Consider the following 18,514-nt stretch of genomic DNA (forward strand, 5'->3'; position numbering starts at 1 on the left):
ACGTCGCGATACAAACCGAAAGAGGGGTCCCTCCCTGCGCGCGGGCTGCGTGAGTGGACCCACCCCAGTGGATCCAAAGCGGGGGGGGTATACGCCCGGCGTGGGCCCTTTCCCGGGCGCCCCCCCCCCGCCCCCGTCCTGTCACTTCTTCCTGGTCACTTCTTCGGGGCGGCCGACGGCGAGAACGAGGCGCTGGGGGTGGTGCTGGGCGCGGCGCTCGGGGAGCCGGTCGGGGCGGGGGTCGGGCAGCCGGGGGTGCCGGTGGGCGTCGCCGTCGGGGTGCCGGTGGGCGTCGCGGTCGGGGACGGGGAGCCCGTCGGGGTGGGCGTACCCGTGGGCGTGCCGGTGGGCGTGCCGGTGGGCGTGCCGGTCGGGGTGGCCGTGGCCGTCGGGTCCGGGCAGGCCGTGGGCGTGCCGGTCGGGGTGCCCGTGGGCGTCGTGGTCGGGGTGCCGCTCGGGGTGGTCGTCGGCGTGCCGGTCGGCGACGGCGAACCGGTGGGCGTGGGCGTCGTGGTCGGCGTCGGCTGCGCGGTCGGCGACGGGTTCGGGGTGGGCGTCACCGGCGTCGTCGGCTCCTGCGTCGGAGTCGGTGTCGGTGTCGGAGCCGGGGGAGCGGTCGGCGTCGTGCCGGCACCGGTCGTGCCGCTGCCCGTCCCGCCGCCGACCGTCGGGTCGCCGACGACCGGGAGGTACGGCGAGGGCAGCGAGGACGTCGGGACCGAGGACCCCGCGCGGTCCGGGACGGTGGTCACCGTGCCGCTGCCGTAGTGGGCCATCCAGTTGCGGACGGTCCGCAGGTACTCGCCCGAGTTGTTGTAGCTGAGCACCGCGCGGTCGAGCTGCGCCGGGTCGGCGAGGTCGCGGCCGCCCGCGCACAGGTAGCGCCCGGCGGCCTCGGCGGCGTCGAAGACGTTGTTCGGGTCGGCCTTGCCGTCGCCGTTGGCGTCCACGCCCCAGGAGGCCCAGGTGGACGGGATGAACTGCATCGGTCCGACGGCGCGGTCCCAGCGGGCGTCGCCGTCGTAACGGCCGCCGTCGGTGTCGGCTATCGCGGCGAAGCCGTTGCCGTCCAGTGCCGGGCCGAGGATCGGGGTCAGGGTCGTGCCGAAGGCGTCCACCTGGCCGCCGTTGGCCTGCCCGGACTCGACCTGGCCGATCGCGGCCAGCAGCTGCCAGGGCAGGTGGCAGCCGGGGGAGCGCTGTGCCACCGAGGCCTCGGCCTGGTGATAGGCGGTGAGCACCGTGCTGGGCAGTGCGGGCCCGGTGGCCGCGAACGGGCCGGCGTCGGGTGCGCCGGGCAGCGTGCCGGGCGGCTGCGGGAACAGGAGGGTGCTGCCGCCGTCGGCCGGGACTGCGGTGCCGGGGGTGCCGGGTGAGGGGGTGCCGTCCAGGGTGCCGGTCCCGTAGCGGTCGTCGCCCCGGGCGGTGGTGCCGCTCGTCGGACCGGTGTCGGCGGCCGCGACCGGCGCGAGCCCGAGACCCGTCACCTGAGAGCCGGTCAGTGCGGCCAGTGCGGCGAAGGCGGCCGCCGTCCCCGTGACCCGCTTGCCGACCCGGACCTTGCGCCCGCCCTGGGTGCTGCCGAACCTCGCCGTCATCCGTTTCCCCTCCCCGTCGCCGTCCGGACCATCCCGGAACGGTTGAGTTGTCGGCATCGTGCCCGTCATCGTGCCCGTCCATCTGATAACGGGAGCCGTCGCCGGGACGATTAGTATCACGACGATCTGACAGGGACAGGGTGACCGGGAGGCGGCCCGACGCCCACCGAGGGGTTGACTCGGCACTTCAGCGGGGGTGCGGCCGCTTCCCGGGGCGTCGCGCGAGGCCGGTGGCCTGCGGTCGTCCGGCCCGCTTCCGGCGGCATCTCCGGTTCCGGTACGGGGAGTTGACCAAGGCCCCAACGGCGGTGGGACGGACGCCCCGGGCGCCGGACCGGCGGTTCGGAGCACGGGGGTGGTACGTGTGCGGCGGTTCGGGCTCCCCGGCGGCGCCCGCGACCGACCCCTCTGACCTGCCGGAACGTCCGCCGCTCGGGGCGGCCTCCCCTAGCAGGACGAGCCTGCGGGCGCCAGGGTGCGTCCCCAACTCGGCCCTGGACGGGTGACGTTCTGGTGAAAGTGGGCATGCCAGGTATCGCCGCCCGGCATGCTGTGCCGCGTGATGATGCGGATGGAGGTCCAGACCGTGAGCGCGAACCTGCCGGATACCGTCGCCGAGGGAGCGGTCGTCCTGCCGACGCCCCCTCGGGTCGTGGACGACCTGGCCCGTGACCTGACCCAGGCCGCCGCCGCCGTCCGGGCGGTGTCGCGGAACTGTCGCTCCGGTGGGGACGTCGCGGTCGCCGCCTACACCGCGGTGGTGTGCACCGGACTGTCGGCCGCCCGCGCCCTGGAGGAGGCGGCCGCCTGGTGCCGGCAGGCCCCCGAGGCCGAGGTGCACTCGCTCGCCTGGGCCCGGGTGCCGGGGCACCGGGAGGACGTCCACGAGTACCGCGTCACCATGGCCGTCAGCTTCCCCGACGACGAGACCGGCGAGCACCTCGGGGACACCCACCACTCCCGGCACTGAGGTCGTATCATCGACTCCATGGATGAGGGGGGTACGAACGACATGATGAACGACACCGCAAGCACCGCCGACGCCGACGGCCCGCAGGAGCTCTCGCGGGCCGCCGCCGTCACGGTCACCGTCCTGGCCGCGCTGTGCGGTTCGGCGATGCTGCTGGCCGTCTTCCACTGGCTGGGGTGGACCGTCCCGGGGATCGGCTGGATCGTCGCCAAGGCCGGGATCAAGCTCGCCGTCGGCGGCTTCGCCGGGCTGGCCGTCGGCCTCACCTGGCTCCGCTCCAGGCTGGGGTCCGGGCTGCGGACCCGGCCCCGGCGCTGACCTGGCAGCCGTCAACCCGCCTGCGGTGAAGCGCAGGTGAGGTCGTGCGCGGGTGCCTGGTCGTCCAGCAGGTAGCGCTCGACCACGTCGGTGACGCAGGCGTTGGGGCCGGGGTACTGGCCGTGGTCGCCGTTCCCGGTGACGGTGACCAGCCTCGAGCCGCGCAGCGCGCGGTGGGCGCCGAGCGCCGCCTCGTAGTAAGTCGCCGGGTCGTGCACCGAGTTGAGCATCAGCGTGGTCGGCAGGTGGGCGCCGGTGACCTTGACCTTGGGCGCCGGGGCGACCGGCCAGGAGGCGCAGACCGCGCTGAAGGCGAGTGTCCGGGAGCCGGCCAGCGGCCAACGGGCGGTGTTCTCGGCGCCGCGCGCGATCCAGGTGTCCATATCCCTGGTCCACGGGGTGTCGGAGCAGGTCACCGAGAAGTACTCGGCGAGGAAGTCCGGGCTGAGGTAGTGGCTGAAGGCTTTCGCGGCCATGGCCTTGGCCGCCGGGTCGGCGGTCTGCCAGTTGTCGACGGTGGTCAGGATCCGGGCGAGGATCGGGAAGTTGGCGGCCTCGTAGATCGCCCCGATCGCCACGTTGTCCAACTGGTTCGGGCCGATCGTCACCGAGCCCTCGACGATGGGCGAGTCGTGCAGTGCGGCGCGCCGCTGCTCCCAGTGCGCCTGTACCTGCTCCGGCGTCGAGCCCCAGTGGTAGGTGGCGTCCCGGGCCGCGAGCCAGGGGACGAAGTCCTCGTCGAAGCGGCGCTGGAAGCTCATCGGCTGGCCCAGTTCGAACTTCTCCCAGGTGCCCTCGAAGCCGATGTTGCTGTCCAGCACCATCCGCTCGACCCGGTGCGGGAAGAGCGTGCCGTAGTAGGCGCCGATCATCGTGGCGTAGGACGGGCCGAAGTAGCTGAGCTTGCGCTCGCCGAGCAGGGCGCGGAACAGGTCGATGTCGTGGGCGGTCTGCTCGGTGTTCAGGTAGGGGATCAGGCCGCCGCTGCGCTCCTGGCAACTGGCGGCCAGCTTCCTGGCGTTGGCGATGACGCCGTCGATCGCGGCGGGGGACTGGTCGCGGTAGTCGCCGGCCAGGAACTCCTGGTACCCCTCCGGCGTCTGGCACACTGCCTTGGTGCTCGCGCCGACCCCGCGCTGGTCGAAGCCCACGATGTCGTAGGCGGCGGCGACGGCCGGGGCCGTCTCGGCCAGCCCGGCCGGGCGCGGCAGGCCCGAGGCGCCGGGGCCGCCGGCCGCCATCAGCAGGGTGCCCCTGCGCTTGGCCGGGTCGGTGGCGCGGTGCCGGGAGACGGCGATGCTCAGGTCGGCCCCGACGCCGGGGTGGTGCCAGTCGCGCGGGGCGGCCATGGTGGCGCAGTCCAGGGTGGGCTGCCCGGCGCAGGGCTGCCAGTTCAGGGTCTGGTGGGTGTAGCGGGCGGGTGCCGGGTCGGCGTCGCCCGGGTCGCGGGCGGTGTCGGCGCCGGCGGTGGCGGGTGCGGCGAGGCCGGCGAGGACGGCGGCGGCCACGGCCAGTGCGGCGCGCCGGAGGCGGGGCTTGGCCGTGGCCGGGACGGTGTCGGTCGCTGCGGTGCTCGTCGCTGCGGTGCTCGTCGGCGCGGTGTCGGTCGATGCGGTGTTGGTCACGGAAACGATCCTGTCCGAAACCCGCCCTGACGATCGATCACCCGTACCCCCGTCTTCGGGGTGGTGCTGGCTACACCCCCGTCCGGGTGGGAGCCCCAGCATCCGGTCTGTGGTGGACCGCGGCGGCCTCACCCCCGTCGAGGCCGCCGCGGCCGGTCAGTAGCCGGCGGTGAACCGCGCGCGGCGGTGGGCGGGCCTCTCGACCTCGTCGAGGAGGGCGATGGCGAGGTCCTCCATGGAGATCGCCGAGTTGCCGTCGGTGTCGACCAGCAGTTCGTCCCGTCCGAGCCGGAACCGGCCGGTGCGCACACCGGGCTCGAGCAGCGCGGCCGGGCTCAGGTAGGTCCAGTCGACATCGGCGTCGGCCGCGCGGTAGTGCGCGAGTTGCTCGTTGCAGGCCAGCGCGATCGGCCGGATCGCGGCGGGGAACCCGGGGTCCTCCACGAGGGTCATCCCGTCGGTGCCCGGGACGGTGAGGCTGCCCGCGCCGCCGACGGCCAGCAGCCGGACGCCGGTGCCGGCGATGCCCGCCAGCAGGCCCTTGGTGGCGACGGCCAGTTCGTGCTCGCTGCCGGGCACCGGGCGGGTGGCGGTGATGACCGCGTCCTGCCCGGGAGCTATCCGGGCGACGTCCTCGGGGTTGCGGGCGTCACCGACGGCGATGGCGGCGGCGGACGGCAGGCCGTGCGGCTTGGCCGGGTCCCGTACGACGGCGGTGACCTCGTGGCCGCGGGCGAGCGCCTCGGTCACGACCCGGCTGCCGACGTTGCCGGTGGCGCCGAACACGGTGATACGCATGGGGAGTTCTCCTTGAACCGGGCTGGACTGGATGCGGGATGCGGGATGCGGATTTTCGGGATGTGGGATGTGGGCGCGGGGTGCGGATGAGGCGGGTCAGGCGTTCTCGCGCACCGGTGGCGTGGAGGCCGATCGGGCCACCGGCGTCGACCCGGTGGCGGCGCCGGGCCGCCGGGTCTGGGCGACGACGAGCGAGCCGAGCACGACCAGGGCGCCCAGCGCCTGCAGCGGACTGAGGTCCTGTCCGAGCGCCAGCCAGCCGATCGCGGTGGCGACCACCGGGCTGAGCAGGGCGAGGAAGGAGACCGAGGTCGGCGTCAGCGCCTGGATCCCGCGGAACCACAGCACGTAGGTGAAGGCCGCGCCGATCAGGCACAGGTAGGTGTAGCCGAGCACGTTGGCGGCCGTGTAGTGGGACGGCGGCGCTCCCTCGGTGAGCAGCGTGAGCGGAACCAACAGCATTCCGCCGGTGGTGAGTTGCCAGCCGGTGGTGGCGAGCAGCGGGGCGGGGGACACCCAGAGCTTGGAGAGGACGACGCCGGCGGCCATGACCACCGCGCCGCCGAGCGCGGCGGCCACCCCGAGGGCGTCCAGCTGCGCGTTGGCCCGCAGGACCAGCAGGCTCACGCCCGCCACGCCGGCGATGCCGGACAGCACGGTCCGCAGGGTGAGCCGGTCGCCGAGGACGGCGGCGGAGAGTCCGGCGGTGATCAGCGGCTGGACGGCGCCGACGGTGGCTGCGATGCCGCCGGGCAGGCGGTAGGCGGCGATGAAGAGCAGGGCCTGGAACGCCCCGATGTTGAGCGCGCCGAGGACCAGCGATCGCCACCACCAGCTGCCCTGCGGCAGTCGGCGGGTGAGGGCGATCAGGAGGAGCCCGGCGGGCAGGCAGCGGATGACGGCGGCGAGGAGGGGACGGTGGGGCGGGAGCAGCTCGGTGGTGACGAGGTAGGTCGTCCCCCAGATGGCGGGGGCGAGGGCCGTCACCAGTACGACGGCGAGGCGATGTCTTAGCACTAAGCCAATGTATCTCAGCGCTAAGGTATTTTCCATCGGAGCCGACCGGTGACGTGGCTCACAGTTATCTCACCGCTAAGGAATCCTGTACCTCACCGCTAAGGAACCCGAGCCCGATCGCCTACCCTGGAGCCGTGGCAGATCATGTGGACCGCGTAGTCGCGCAGTGGGCCGCCGAGCGCCCCGACCTGGACGTTTCCCCGATGGAGGTGTTCGGCCGGCTCAAGCGCCTCTACCGCCTGGTGGACGCGGCGCTCAACCGCACCTTCGCCGAGCACGGCCTGGACGCCGCCTCCTTCGACGTCCTCGCCACCCTGAAACGCAGCGGCCCGCCCTACCGCCTCACCCCCACCGGCCTGATGCAGTCCGCCATGGTCACCTCCGGCGCCATCACCCAGCGCCTCGACCGGCTGGAGGCCCGCGGCCTGGTCACCCGGACCCGCAGCGACCAGGACGGCCGCAGCCGCGAGGTCGCCCTCACCCCCGAGGGCCACGCCCTGATCGAGCGCGCGCTGCCCGACCACCTCGCCACCGAGTTCGGCCTCCTCGAGGGACTGGACGACGCCCGGACCGCCGCGCTGGTCGACGCGATGCGCACCATGCTGGCGGCCCTCGGAGACACCCCCGAGTAACGCCTCCGGCCCCGGCCCCGGCCCCGGTCCTGGCCCTGGTCCTGGCCCCGGCCCTTCTGCCTCAGGGATTGACGGCGACCGCCTTGAAGAAGGTGTAGTGGAAGGTCCCGCCCGGCTCGGCCGCGCGGCGCAGCTCCGCGATGCCCCGGTCGAAGTCCTCCGCTGTGGCCGGCCCGGCGGCCAGCGCCTCCGCCCGCACGGCCTCGACCATCGCGACGAAGGTCCGCAGGGTGAAGCCCTCCACCAGCGCCGGGCGGCCGCCGTCGGCGTAGACCGTCCGCGGCCGGACCGTCACCTCGGTGAACCCGGCCGCCGTCAGCAGCGGGTAGAGGCGGCGGCCGATCAGCCCGTCGCCGCCCGCCTCGGCCTGGAGCCGGACCAGGTGGTCGATCGTCCGGCCGGCCGCCGGGCTCTGCGGGTGGAAGAAGGCCGAGCCGTGGTCGCCCTCGATCACCGTGATCGTCCCGCCTGGCCGCAGCACCCGCCGCAGCGCCGCGAGCCCGGCCGCCGGATCGGGCAGGTGCTCCAGCACGAAGCAGAGGAAGACGTGGTCGAACGCGCCGTCCGGGAACGGCATCCGGTGCAGGTCGCCGTGGTGCCAGGTGACCTTCGCGTCGGGCATCTGCGCCGCCACCCGGGCGCGGGCCTGCGCGAGCGACTCCGCCGAGAGGTCCATCGCGGTGAGCAGCGCCCCCGGGCCGGCGGCCAGCAGGTGCACCGTCTGAGCCCCCACCCCGCAGCCTGCCTCCAGCACCCGGCTGCCCGCCGGGTAGGCCGTGCCCGCGTGCAGCAACTCGGCGAGTGTGTCCGCCTGGTCACCGAGGCGCTGCGCCTCGGCGTCCGAATAGCCGTGGACGTAGTCCGAATGGCCGTGGACGTCGGTCGTGTTCTCTGGCGGTGCCGTTTCCGTGGTCATGGCCCCCACCCTCGCGCCACTATGGTCCGGTGAACAGGTCCAAAGCCACCACGTCGGACAGGTCCAAAGCTGCCGCATCCGACAGGCCCAAAGAGCTCGGCGCCGACTTCCTCCAGCTCGACACCGCCGACGCCCCGCCCGGCGGCCTCGCCGACTGGCTCGCCCGCCGGCTGCGCGAGGCCGTCGCCGACGGGCGGCTCCCGGCCGGCAGTCGGCTGCCCGCCAGTCGGGTGCTGGCGGCCGAACTCGGCGTCTCCCGTGGGGTGGTGACCGACGCCTACCGTCGCCTCGCCGAGGAGGGGCGGGTCGCCGGGCGCGGCCGGGGCGGCACCGTCGTGGTCGAGGCCCCGGCCCCTCCCGCCGCGCCCGACCCCGAACCTCCCCGCCCCCGGTCGGCGGCGCCCGCCCTCTTCCGGGACGACCCCGACTCCGAGGTGTTCGACCTGCTGCGCGGCACCCCCGCCCGGATCGACCTCACCCCCGGCGTACCCGACCTCGCCGCCTTCCCCCGCACCGCCTGGCTGCGCGCCGAACGCGCCGTCCTCGACGGCCTCGCCGCACACGACCTCGGCTACGGCGACGTCCGCGGCACCCCGGCCCTGCGCCGGGCCGTCGCCCACTGGCTCGCCCGCAACCGGGGCATCCGCGCCGACCCCGACGAGGTGCTGATCGTCGCCGGGACGGCTCAGGCCCTCGCCCTGCTCGGCCGCGCCCTCGAACGGACGGGCATCACCGAGGTCGCGGTCGAGGACCCCGGCTCCCTCGGCGCCCGCCAGCACCTCGCCCACTGGCTCGCCGCCACCCCGCCCGTCCCGGTCGATGCCGACGGCATCCGGGTCGACGCCCTGCGTGCCACCGGCGCGCAGGCCGTGCTGCTCACCCCCGCCCACCAGTACCCGACCGGCGTCGTCCTCGGCGGCGACCGCCGACGCGACGTGCTGCGCTGGGCGGCGGAGGGCGGCCTGGTCATCGAGGACGACTACGACGCCGAGCACCGCTACGACCGCCCGCCCGTCGCGGCGCTGCGCGCCACCCTGCCGGACCGGGTCTGCTACGCGGGCAGCATCTCCAAGCTGCTCGCCCCGGCCCTGCGAACCGGCTGGCTGCTGGTACCCGCCCGCCTCCGCGGCGCCGTCCTCGACGCCAAACGCTTCGCCGACCTCGGCAACCCGGTCCTGCCCCAGCTCGTCCTCGCCCACCTGATGGAGTCCGGCGAACTCGACCGCCACCTACGGCTGCTGCGCCGCCGCCACCGCCGCCGCCGGGATGCCATGATCACCGCCATCCGCACCCACCTCCCCGGCGCCACCGTCCACGGCGCGGCGGCAGGCCTCCACCTGATGCTCACCCTGCCGCCGGAACTCGGCTGCACCGACACCGAGTTGGCCACCGCCGCACTGGCCCGGGGCGTGAAGGTCCAGCCCCTCTCCTGGCACGCCCGCCTCCCGTACCCACCCGGCCTGGTCCTCGGCTACGCGGCGGGCTCACCGCCCGAGATCACCGAAGGCATCGCCGTCCTCGGGCAGTTGGTCCGCCACGCGGGGTGAGGGCGGGCGCCGCCGAAGCCAGGCCGGGCGCGAGCGCCGGGCCCGAGCGCCGAGCCTGTGTGCCGGGCCCGAGCGCCGGAGTCGGCTTCCGTTACAGAGCGCCGTGCCACCAGGGGTCGGCCGCGGCGCGGGCGAGTTCGGCGTCGTACTGCTCGGCTTCGAAGTCGAACTCCGGCGGGCGGGCCTCCAGATATGGCACCTCCCAGTCCGACCAGCGGATGACGTTCCCGAAGCGCTGCACGTCGGCGGAGAGGTAGCCGCAGCAGCCGCCGGTGCAGTCGGGCTCGCCCAGCTCCACGCGGTGCGGCTCGGCGGTCGCCTGCAGCGGGCTCGGGCGGTCGCGAGGGAGCAGCAGGCCGGCCCACCGGCCCTGGCCGGCGGCCCCGGCCGCCTGGGCCACCAGGTCCTCGCCGTTGACCCAGACCCGCACCTCGGCGGGGAGGCGCGGGCCGGGCGGCAGGATCCTGATCTCCAGTCGATCGAACATCCGGCCAGCCTAGGGCCCTGCGGGGCATCGTCTGTCGGAATATCGGCTGGACCCGGTGTGGGGTGGAATGGCGGATCGGGGTCCTGGGTACGCTGACGGGCCGTAGACCGCTGCTGACCCAGGAGGCGTGATGGCCCCGCTCCGGCGAGTCGCCCGGTTCGGGGCGGTGCTGACGGTCCTGGGGGCCGCGTTCGGGCCCGCCCCGATCGGGTCGGCGTCCGCGCCCCGCAGCACCCACCCGGAGAGGACCGTAGCGATGGCCGCCCAGGACCAGGAGGAGTCGCGCTTGCTCGCCGGACGGCGGATCGTCCTCTCGTACGCGGGCCCGACGCCGCCGCCCGGGGTGCTGCGGACGATCCGGGAGGGCCGGGCGGCCGGGGTGATCCTGTTCGGCGAGAACGTCACCGGCCCGGAGCAGCTCGCCGAGGCCGTCGCCGAGTTGAAGCAGGCGGCCGCCGAGGCGCCGAACCCGCGCGCGCTGCTGCTGATGACCGACCAGGAGGGCGGCAGGATCCGCCGGCTGCCCGGTGCGCCCGAACTCTCCGCCCGCCGCACCGGGTCGGCTCCGAACCCGGCGGCCGCCGCGGTGGACTCCGGCACCGGCGCCGCCCGGACCCTCACGGACGCCGGGCTGAACGTCAACCTCGCCCCGGTGCTCGACGTCTACGACACCCCGGACAACTTCATCGACCACTTCGAGCGTTCCTACAGCCAGGACCCCGCCACGGTCGGGAGGTTGGGCAGCGCCTTCCTCGCCGCCCAGCAGAGCCTCGGCGTGGCCGCGACCGCCAAGCACTTCCCGGGCCTCGGCGCCGCCGCCCGCGAGGAGAACACCGACGACCGCCCGGTCACCCTCACCGTCCCGCTGGAGCAGCTGCGGACCCGCGGCGAGGCGCCCTACCGGTCCGCGATCGCGGCGGGTGTCCGGCTGGTGATGGCCTCCTGGGCGGTCTACCCGGCACTGGACCCGGAGCGCCCGGCCGGACTGTCGCCCACTGTCATCCAGGGCGAGCTCCGCGGCCGGCTGGGCTTCGACGGCGTGACCGTCACCGACGCGATGGAGGCCGGCGCGCTCGCTCCGTACGGCGACACCGGCGACCGCGCGGTGGCCGCCGCCGAGGCCGGCATGGACCTGCTGCTCTGCTCCGTCCGCGACCCGCAGCAGGCCGAGGACGCCACCGAGGCCCTGGCCGATGCCCTCGACTCCGGTCGGCTCGATCGCGACGCCTTCGCCGCCGCCGTCGCCCGGGTCGACGCCCTGCGCGCCTCCCTCGGCTGACCGGTCGCGGAGGCGGTGCGGAGGCGGTTCACCTGGGGGCAACGTGGGCGTTGCCTGGGGGCTTGCGCGGGTTGGGTCACTCAAGGGTGATTGCGCCATCGAAGGTCTGGTTTCGGTCGAGCCGGTAGTTCCAAGGGTAAAACTGGCTCGTCGCATAGGAATCGCATGACAAAGTATCTGTCTGTGGGCCTATGAAATGTCATATGTGCCACGCCACCTGTCTCTGACCGTCCTCGTACCCTCCCAGGAGGAACTCATGAACCGCATCGCCAAGATCGCGGCCGGCGCCGCCGGCGCCGTCGCCCTGTTCGCGGTGCCCGTACCGGCGTTCGCCTCGGCCCCGACGGCTGCCGCTGCCACCACCGTCACCACCTGCGGGTGGTCCGGCCTGCAGGCCGGGCTGTCCACCAAGGTCTGCGCCGACGTCACCGGCAACAGCGTCGTGCTGTACGGGCAGATCGGGCTGGCCGGCCCGCCGTCGCCGGGCACCCCGTGGCCGCCGGCGCCGCAGGAGCTGCTCACCCGGGTGTCGGCCGACGTGACCGGCGGTAACTCGCTCGGCGCGGTGAACGGTCGCACCGTGTTCACGGTCAGCACCGTGCGGGTCGACGGGATCACGGCGACCGCGCCGTGCGGTTCGACCGTGCACGCATCCTTCTCGGTCGAGACGATGTGGTGGGGGCCGTCCCCGGTGACGGTCGATGTGCCTGTAGCCTGCTGACGGCTCATCACCGTGACCGCCGAGCCCGGGAGTTGGCAGCGTCCCGGGCTCGGCGTTCGCATGTCCGGGCGCGGCGCGCCGGTGTGAGGTGGGTCACCTGCGCGCGTCGCCCGGGAGTCGTCGAGCTGTGACGACTTGAAGAAATCTTCATCTGTCCGCGATGATGCCTACCGGCCGTGGCGCGCACCCGCCCGGCCGGGACGACCACCGAGCCGGATTCGAGGGAGGCGCGCGGACGATGCCGGTCCCGCTGTACCAGGCCAAGGCGGAGTTCTTCCGCACCCTCGGCCACCCCGTGCGGATCCGGGTCCTGGAGCTGCTCCAGGACGGACCCAGGCCGGTGCGCGAGCTGCTGGCGGAGATCGAGGTCGAACCGTCCAACCTCTCCCAGCAGCTCGCGGTGCTACGCCGCACCCAGCTGGTCACGGCCACCCGTGAGGGCAACACGGTGGTGTACGCGCTCAGCACCCCGGACGTGGCCGAGCTGCTGCGCGCGGCGCGCCGGATCCTGACCGAGCTGATCACCGACCAGGGCGCGCTGCTCACCGAGCTGCGTGTGTCCGGCGGCCGGCGGTCCCGCTGAGCCGCGCCCGGCCCGTCCGCCCGACCCGAGGAGCACCACCCACCATGAACGACGGCACGAGCGAGGAGAAGAGGCGCCGCAAGGCGATGCTGATCCGCGCGGGCATCTACATCTTCGCCACGCACCTGTTCGCCGGCTTCGTGCTGCTGCTGTTCGCGCTCGGCGGCCGGAAGTAGCGGGGCGCGAGCGGGCGGCTGTCCGGTGCCCCCGCTCATCGGTGCGCCGGCTCAGCGCTGCCCTCCGTTCAAGGCTGCTCTCCGTTCAGCGCTGCCCTCCGTTCAAGGTTGTTCTCCGTTCAGCGCTGCCGCCCGCCGTCCGGCACCAGGTAGCGGTCGCTGGTGCTGGTCCAGGCCTGTACGCCGGCGACGAGCTCCCGGGTGCCGTCCAGGTACCAGCGCCCCGCCGGGTGGCGGCGCTGCAGGTCGCGGCGCAGGTCCTCGCTCTCCTGCCGCAGTCGCGCCACCCGGTCGCGGACGGCGCGGACGGCGCGGCTCCGGGTGCAGCGGCGGGCCCGTTGCAGGGTGAGCACGGTGTTGAAGGCGGCCGCGGTCTGCCGTTCCTCCCGCTCCAGCGAGTAGAGGTCGTTGATCAGCGTGGCGGTGTCGGCGGTGTTGGCGCGCAGGCGGTGCAGCGCGGGCTCCGCGTGGAGGGCGGCGGGGGCGTCGGCGCCGTGGACCCGTTCCAGTATGTTCATGAACGGGTAGAGGCAGCTGCCGTGTCGGCGCAGCCGCATGGTGTCCGCCAGGCCGAGGGCGGGCACGGTGCCGCGGGCGCGGTGGTCGGCTTCGGCGGGGAAGGTGGCCAGGCAGGCCTGCCATTCGCGGGCGGCGCGGGCGCGCCAGGCGGGGGACATCGACGCCGTCTGACGTTTCCACAGTTCCCGCCAGGAGCCCAGGAGTTGGCAGTCCGGAGGGGTGCTTCTGCCGTCGAGGACGGCGATCAGCGGGTCGACCAGGGCGTGTGCCTCGGCCGGGCGGCGTCCGGGCGTGCCGTCGAAGCGGTCGTCCAGGATGGTGAACCAGCCCAGCATGTCCACCAGCAGGTCGAGTTCGGTGCCGCGGGCGGTGGGGAAGGCGTGGCCGATCAGCTCGTGCAGGGCGTAGGCCCGGTAGCCGGGCAGCTCCGCGGGGGTGAGCAGGCCGTGGTGGACCGCCCAGTCGGTGTGCCGGTCCGCGGCGGCGCGCAGCTCGCCGGGCGGGCGTGCCGGCAGGGCGGCCGTGGGGGTGCCGGTGAACGGGCAGCCGCCTGGTACCGCCGGTTCGTCGCGCGAGGGCGCCGCACCGCTCGCCCGCGCGGTCCGTTCGCTGCGCGCGGCCCGGCCCGCGCCGCCCGCCGGCCCCGCGTCGGTCGACCGCTGCTCGCGCGGCGCCAGCCGGACGCGCAGCCCCTGCGCCTGGACCGTCGTCCAGACCACCTCCCGGGCCCGCGCTCCGGGCACGGCCTCAGGGCGCCAGCGGCGCAGGATCGCGGCTGCCGCGACCGTCAGCTCGGCCCAGGCGAAGGCCTCCCCGATGCACTTGTGCTTGCCCGCTCCGAAGGGCAGGAAGGACGGCCGCCCGGTGCCGCCGCCGTCCTGCCAGCGCTCGGGGCGGAAGCCGAGCGGCTCGGGGTAGCGGACCGGGTCGCGGTGCAGCGCGGTGAGGCTGTACAGCAGTTCGGTGCCGGCCGGGATCCGGTACGGGCCGAGGTCGACCGGGACCTGGGCGGTGCGCATCAGGAAGGCGTTGGGCGCGTGCAGGCGCACCACCTCCTGGGCGACGTTGCGGGTGTACGTGAGCCGGGCCAGTGCCTCGGGGGTGGGGATGGTGCCGGCGGGCAGGTGCTCGTCCAGTTCGGCCAGGACGCGGGCCTCCACCTCGGGGTGGCGCAGCAGTTCGTCGAGCAGCCAGGTCAGTGTGGTGGAGACGGTCTCGGTGCCCGCGCCGAACATGGTGATGGCCTCGGACCGGACGTCGGCTTCGGTGAGCGGGCGGCCGGTGCCCGGGTCGGTCGCGGCGCGCAGCAGGCCGGGCAGGGTGCCCCGGCCCCGGCCCCGGCCCCGGCCCCGACCCTGACTCTGGTCGGAACGGGTGTTCGCGGTACGGCCGTTGACGGCCTGGTCGACGACCCGGTTGAGCACCCGCACGGCGGCGTCGAAGCGCCGGTTGACGGGCAGCGGCAGCCGGGCGAGCGCCGGGTGCGGGTAGAGGGACTGGACGATCTGGCCCTTCACCATGTCCGGCAGCGCCTGCTGGAAGGCGAGGGTGGCGTCCTCGCTGAGCCGGGCGTCGAACAGTGAGCGGGTGACGATCTCCAGTGCCAGGTGGTTCATCTCCTTGGCGACGTCGAGGACCTGACCGGGGCGCCAGCGCCCGGCGCGCTCCTCGGTGACCTGGTGCATCACGGCCAGGTATTCGCCCATCCGGTCCGGGCCGAACGCGGGCTGGATGATCCGGCGCCGGTCGCGGTGGGCCTGCCCCTCGGACATCAGTAGGCCGTCGCCGAACGCCGTCTTGAGGGTGTCCTGGACGGCGCCGCGCGGGCAGTCGTAGGCGAGCGCGACGAGCAGGGTGTGGACCAGCCGGGCATCGGTGACGACGCAGACGGTGCGCGGCCCGAGGCGGATGCGCACCACGCCGCCGTGGCGGGAGAGGGAGCCGAGGAAGCCGAGCGGGTCGCGCAGCAGGGCGGCGGCGTGCCCGAGGCCGGGGAGCGCGCCGGGGGCGAGCGGGGGCACGGCCGCACGGGTCAGGGGGGACGGGTGCGCCGCGGATCTCGGGGCGACGATCCGTTTCCGGGTCTCGGTCTGCAGGTTCATGACATTACCTCTCACGGGAGGGCCGGTGCGGGCGGTGCCGGGCGGGCACCGGCACACCGGCCGCGAGTCGGGGGACGGGCCAGCGCGGACCCGCGCGCACCCCCACCGGAGGGCGCATGCCATGGCAAACGCGCCGTTCCCACGGGCGTTGCGCCGAACACGCGGGGATCACTCCAACGGCGGATCTCCCCGGCCCTCCCGTGCCCGCCCCGAGAGCCGGGGTGACCTGCGCGGATGTCCCGGGCTGAAAGGTCCGCGGCAGGGCCGGGCCGGAGGGTCTTCGGACCCTCGCCGCAGAGCCGTGCGAGGGCCGGCAATGGTGGCGGAGAAGGAGGAGCCTGATGACCCGTTTGTGCCGACCGGGAGCATGGACCACGGACTGCGACGAGGTCATGCTGACCGCACGGATCACCGCGGCCGAGCGGGCGCTGCTGCGCGTCCTGGCCCGGCCCACCCCCTTCGCCCGGTGGCTGCCCGCCGCGGTCGCGGACCTGCTGCCGCTGCTCGGCGGCCTGACCGCCGCACTTTGCTGATGAGCCGTCATATGCCTGGCGGAGATGGCCTGTTTGGGATGGAAAGCGACCTTCCCAGGGCTCTGGTCAGCACCCCTCGACGGGTCTAGCATTCCGTCACGGCCGACGGAGTCGCAAGGCCCCGCGACTCCGGCCGGGTGGCCGCCACCACCCCATGCCGGGGAGCGCGCACCCCCCGAGTGCGCTCCCCGGCTCTTCCTGTTCCGGACCGTTCTTCCTGTCCCGAACCGTTCCGCGGCTTCGCCCGCCGCGACCGCCCGATCCGGCCGAGCGAGTCGGACACCGCGAGAGCTCGATCCGGCCGAGCGAGTCGGCGACCGTGACCGCCCGATCGAACGGGTCGAAGAAATTCGTAAAAGGTTTCTGTTATTCCCGGCCGTCCCGTCCGCTCTCCGGAGTGTCGGAAGGCCCGAGCCCCCTTTCACCACAGGGCACGGGTCGTCGCACGAGGAAAGGAACGCGATGGGACACCGGAGCAGCGAGCTTCGTCGGCGCAAGCGCCGCAGGCTCACCCGCAGGAGCGCCCTGGTCGCCGCAGCGGTGGCGGCAGGGTTGGTGGCGGGGACGCTCGGCATCCGCACCGCGCTGGAGCCGGCGGCCATGCACAGCGCCGTCACGGCCGCGGCGGACGTGGTCGACAATTCGGGGTCGCAGGCCGGACTGGTCGGCGACGACGGCGGACCGGGCGAGACCGGCACCGCCGAGGGGGCCACCCAGGCACCCGCCCCGAAGCGGGACGAGAAGGCCGTGCCGCTCAAGGCGATACCCAAGGACCAGCCCGACCGCGGCCTGGTCTACGCGGGATTGAGCCTGCCGGGCAGCGACCGCTGCGGCGGCACGCTGGAGGTCACCGGTAGCACCCAGTGCAGCCACGGTCCGGACGTGCCGCCCAAGGGCGTGGACATCCACCAGGACGTCGCGCCGGTCGCGGCACCGGCCGCCCAGGCGCCCGCGCTCACCCCCGCGGCCGGGGCTCAGCCGCCCGCCGCCGCCGACCTGCTGAAGGGCGCCGCGCCCGTCCTGGACGCCACGCAGAAGGCGCTGCTCGGCGGCTCCGGCAGCGCCGCCGCGGAGCCCGCCCCGGGCGCGGCGGCGGCCGCGCCCGCCGGATCGAAGCTGGTCTGCGAGGGCGACGGCAGCAGCGGCAACCGCGTCCAGGTGGTGTACGTGCACAGCCCGGGCAACGACCGCTTCGCCCAGTACCTGCCCTCGTTCAAGAAGTGGGCCGCGGACGTCGACGTCATCTACAACGCCAGCGCCGGCGAGACCGGCGGCGAGCGGCACGTCCGCTTCGTCACCGAAGCCGACTGCACCGCCTCGGTGCTGAACGTGCAGATCTCCGACGCCGAGATCCAGGACTTCAACGCGACCAACCGGGCCCTCGCCGCGCAGGGGTTCAACCGCAAGGACCGCAAGTACATGATGTTCACCGACGCCAAGGTGTACTGCGGGATCGGCACCTTCGCCGGGGACGAGCGCCCCAGCCAGGACAACCTCAGCAACTTCGGTCCCTCGTACGGCCGGACCGACTCCGGCTGCTGGAGCGGCAGCACCGCCGCGCACGAGCTCGGCCACAACCTGGGCGCGGTGAACAACAGCGCGCCGAACTCCAGCAAGGCCGGGCACTGCGTCGACGAGTGGGACATCATGTGCTACTCGGACGCCCCCAACTACCCGCAGATGCGGACCGTCTGCCCGGACCGCGCCCATGACGACCGGCTCGACTGCAACCACGACGACTACTACAACACCGCGCCCGCGCCCGGAAGTTACCTCACCACGCACTGGAACGTCGCCAACAACCGGTTCCTCATCGCCGGCGGCGGCAGCGGCCCGAACCCCACGCCCACGCCGACCCCGACGCCCACACCGACCCCGACCCCGACTGCGACGGCTTCCCCGACCCGCACGCCCTCGCCGTCCCCGACGCCCACCGGCAGCCCCACCGCCACGCCGACCGGCTCCCCGTCGCCGACCGCGACCCCGACTCCGGGCAACGCCGGACCTGATGTGAGCACCAGCCAGATCACCCAGAATTCCGTGATGCTGAGCTGGAAGGCGGCCCCCGCGGCGGCCGGCTACGACGTCCTGCTGAACGGCCAGACGATCGGTACCGTCCGTTCGACCGTGGTCGGCGTGGTCCGCCTCGCCCCCGGCACCTCCTACACCGTGGCCGTCGCCGTCCGCGACGCCGCCGGTGCGGTCGGCAAGCCCGGCCGGGCCGCCACCTTCCGTACGGTCTCCGACAGCGGACGCCCGCAGCCGAGCGCGAACTACACCATGGTCAACGGCCTCACCGGCCAGGCGGCCGACCTGTGGGGCAGCTCGATGAACGACGGCACCGTGGCCATCGCCTACCAGCGCACCGGCTACGCCAACCAGAAGTGGCAGTTCGATGACGCCGGGAACGGCGCGGTGCGGATCAAGTCCGCGCGCTCCGGCAAGTGCCTGCAGCTCGGCGGCACCCCGGTCGCCGGTCAGTACGTCGCCCAGCAGCCGTGCTCCGACGCACCCGCGCAGAAGTGGCAACTCGCCGCCGCCGACGGCGGGTTCACCATCACGGCGGACGGTGGTTCGCTGGTGCTGGGGCTCAGCGACCGTTGGTACTACGGTGGTTGGCTGCTGGAACTGCAGCAGGCGAACGGCCGGCCGTACCAGAACTGGTCGCTGCTGAAGACCTCGTAGGTCGGTCC

At 74.1% G+C, this 18,514-nt stretch carries 17 protein-coding genes; 10 read left to right on the plus strand and 7 right to left on the minus strand.

Features of this window, described 5'->3' with window-relative positions; translation table 11 throughout:
• Positions 1–155: 155 nt before the first annotated feature.
• Positions 156–1,598, minus strand: coding sequence for a lytic transglycosylase domain-containing protein (locus ACZ52J_RS12765; protein WP_465618133.1), 1,443 nt, complete (start codon positions 1,596–1,598; stop codon positions 156–158).
• Between the two features lie 586 nt (positions 1,599–2,184).
• Here ACZ52J_RS12765 and ACZ52J_RS12770 point away from each other — a divergent pair.
• The gene (locus tag ACZ52J_RS12770) at positions 2,185–2,568 is read left to right on the plus strand and encodes a hypothetical protein (RefSeq protein WP_465618135.1); all 384 of its coding nucleotides are present in this window, start codon (positions 2,185–2,187) and stop codon (positions 2,566–2,568) included.
• Between the two features lie 18 nt (positions 2,569–2,586).
• Positions 2,587–2,886 (plus strand): hypothetical protein, encoded by a 300-nt coding sequence (locus ACZ52J_RS12775; protein ID WP_360494114.1) that lies wholly within the window; start codon positions 2,587–2,589, stop codon positions 2,884–2,886.
• 11 nt (positions 2,887–2,897) lie between these two features.
• On the opposite strand, the gene ACZ52J_RS12780 is transcribed toward ACZ52J_RS12775, so the two are convergent.
• The 3 genes from ACZ52J_RS12780 to ACZ52J_RS12790 form a co-directional block, all read right to left on the minus strand.
• Positions 2,898–4,511, minus strand: coding sequence for an alpha/beta hydrolase (locus ACZ52J_RS12780; protein ID WP_465618138.1), 1,614 nt, complete (start codon positions 4,509–4,511; stop codon positions 2,898–2,900).
• A 156-nt stretch (positions 4,512–4,667) separates the two neighbouring features.
• Positions 4,668–5,309 carry an NAD(P)-dependent oxidoreductase gene (locus tag ACZ52J_RS12785; protein WP_465618140.1) on the minus strand — a complete coding sequence of 214 codons (642 nt, stop codon included), beginning with the start codon at positions 5,307–5,309 and terminating at the stop codon, positions 4,668–4,670.
• Between the two features lie 96 nt (positions 5,310–5,405).
• Positions 5,406–6,326 (minus strand): EamA family transporter, encoded by a 921-nt coding sequence (locus ACZ52J_RS12790; RefSeq protein WP_465618142.1) that lies wholly within the window; start codon positions 6,324–6,326, stop codon positions 5,406–5,408.
• A gap of 134 nt (positions 6,327–6,460) precedes the next feature.
• Here ACZ52J_RS12790 and ACZ52J_RS12795 point away from each other — a divergent pair, with 134 nt between their 5' ends.
• A complete protein-coding gene (locus ACZ52J_RS12795; protein WP_360494126.1) occupies positions 6,461–6,958 on the plus strand; it encodes a MarR family winged helix-turn-helix transcriptional regulator in 498 nt (165 codons plus the stop codon).
• Positions 6,959–7,019: 61 nt separating this feature from the next.
• On the opposite strand, the gene ACZ52J_RS12800 is transcribed toward ACZ52J_RS12795, so the two are convergent.
• On the minus strand, positions 7,020–7,874 hold the full coding sequence (locus tag ACZ52J_RS12800; protein ID WP_465618144.1) for a methyltransferase domain-containing protein: 855 nt from the start codon (positions 7,872–7,874) through the stop codon (positions 7,020–7,022).
• A 29-nt stretch (positions 7,875–7,903) separates the two neighbouring features.
• Here ACZ52J_RS12800 and pdxR point away from each other — a divergent pair, with 29 nt between their 5' ends.
• A complete protein-coding gene (gene pdxR / locus ACZ52J_RS12805) occupies positions 7,904–9,421 on the plus strand; it encodes a MocR-like pyridoxine biosynthesis transcription factor PdxR (protein ID WP_465618146.1) in 1,518 nt (505 codons plus the stop codon).
• 91 nt (positions 9,422–9,512) lie between these two features.
• On the opposite strand, the gene ACZ52J_RS12810 is transcribed toward pdxR, so the two are convergent.
• Complete coding sequence (locus ACZ52J_RS12810) at positions 9,513–9,908, minus strand: hypothetical protein (protein WP_465618148.1); 396 nt, start codon at positions 9,906–9,908, stop codon at positions 9,513–9,515.
• A gap of 130 nt (positions 9,909–10,038) precedes the next feature.
• Between ACZ52J_RS12810 and ACZ52J_RS12815 the strand changes: the two genes are divergently transcribed.
• The 4 genes from ACZ52J_RS12815 (at position 10,039) to ACZ52J_RS12830 (ending at position 12,667) form a co-directional block, all read left to right on the plus strand.
• The gene (locus tag ACZ52J_RS12815; RefSeq protein WP_465618150.1) at positions 10,039–11,187 is read left to right on the plus strand and encodes a glycoside hydrolase family 3 N-terminal domain-containing protein; all 1,149 of its coding nucleotides are present in this window, start codon (positions 10,039–10,041) and stop codon (positions 11,185–11,187) included.
• A gap of 256 nt (positions 11,188–11,443) precedes the next feature.
• On the plus strand, positions 11,444–11,908 hold the full coding sequence (locus ACZ52J_RS12820; RefSeq protein ID WP_465618152.1) for a hypothetical protein: 465 nt from the start codon (positions 11,444–11,446) through the stop codon (positions 11,906–11,908).
• 238 nt (positions 11,909–12,146) lie between these two features.
• Positions 12,147–12,491: an ArsR/SmtB family transcription factor gene (locus ACZ52J_RS12825; protein ID WP_465618154.1), complete on the plus strand. Its 345-nt coding sequence runs from the start codon at positions 12,147–12,149 to the stop codon at positions 12,489–12,491.
• Positions 12,492–12,535: 44 nt separating this feature from the next.
• A complete protein-coding gene (locus ACZ52J_RS12830) occupies positions 12,536–12,667 on the plus strand; it encodes a DUF6126 family protein (RefSeq protein ID WP_360494147.1) in 132 nt (43 codons plus the stop codon).
• 119 nt (positions 12,668–12,786) lie between these two features.
• On the opposite strand, the gene ACZ52J_RS12835 is transcribed toward ACZ52J_RS12830, so the two are convergent.
• Positions 12,787–15,288: a cytochrome P450 gene (locus ACZ52J_RS12835; protein ID WP_465618156.1), complete on the minus strand. Its 2,502-nt coding sequence runs from the start codon at positions 15,286–15,288 to the stop codon at positions 12,787–12,789.
• Positions 15,289–15,629: 341 nt separating this feature from the next.
• Between ACZ52J_RS12835 and ACZ52J_RS12840 the strand changes: the two genes are divergently transcribed.
• A complete protein-coding gene (locus tag ACZ52J_RS12840; protein ID WP_465618158.1) occupies positions 15,630–15,821 on the plus strand; it encodes a hypothetical protein in 192 nt (63 codons plus the stop codon).
• 462 nt (positions 15,822–16,283) lie between these two features.
• Positions 16,284–18,506, plus strand: coding sequence for an RICIN domain-containing protein (locus tag ACZ52J_RS12845; protein WP_465618160.1), 2,223 nt, complete (start codon positions 16,284–16,286; stop codon positions 18,504–18,506).
• The last annotated feature ends 8 nt before the right edge of the window (positions 18,507–18,514 follow it).

Source organism: Kitasatospora sp. NPDC034035 (genome assembly GCF_055575755.1).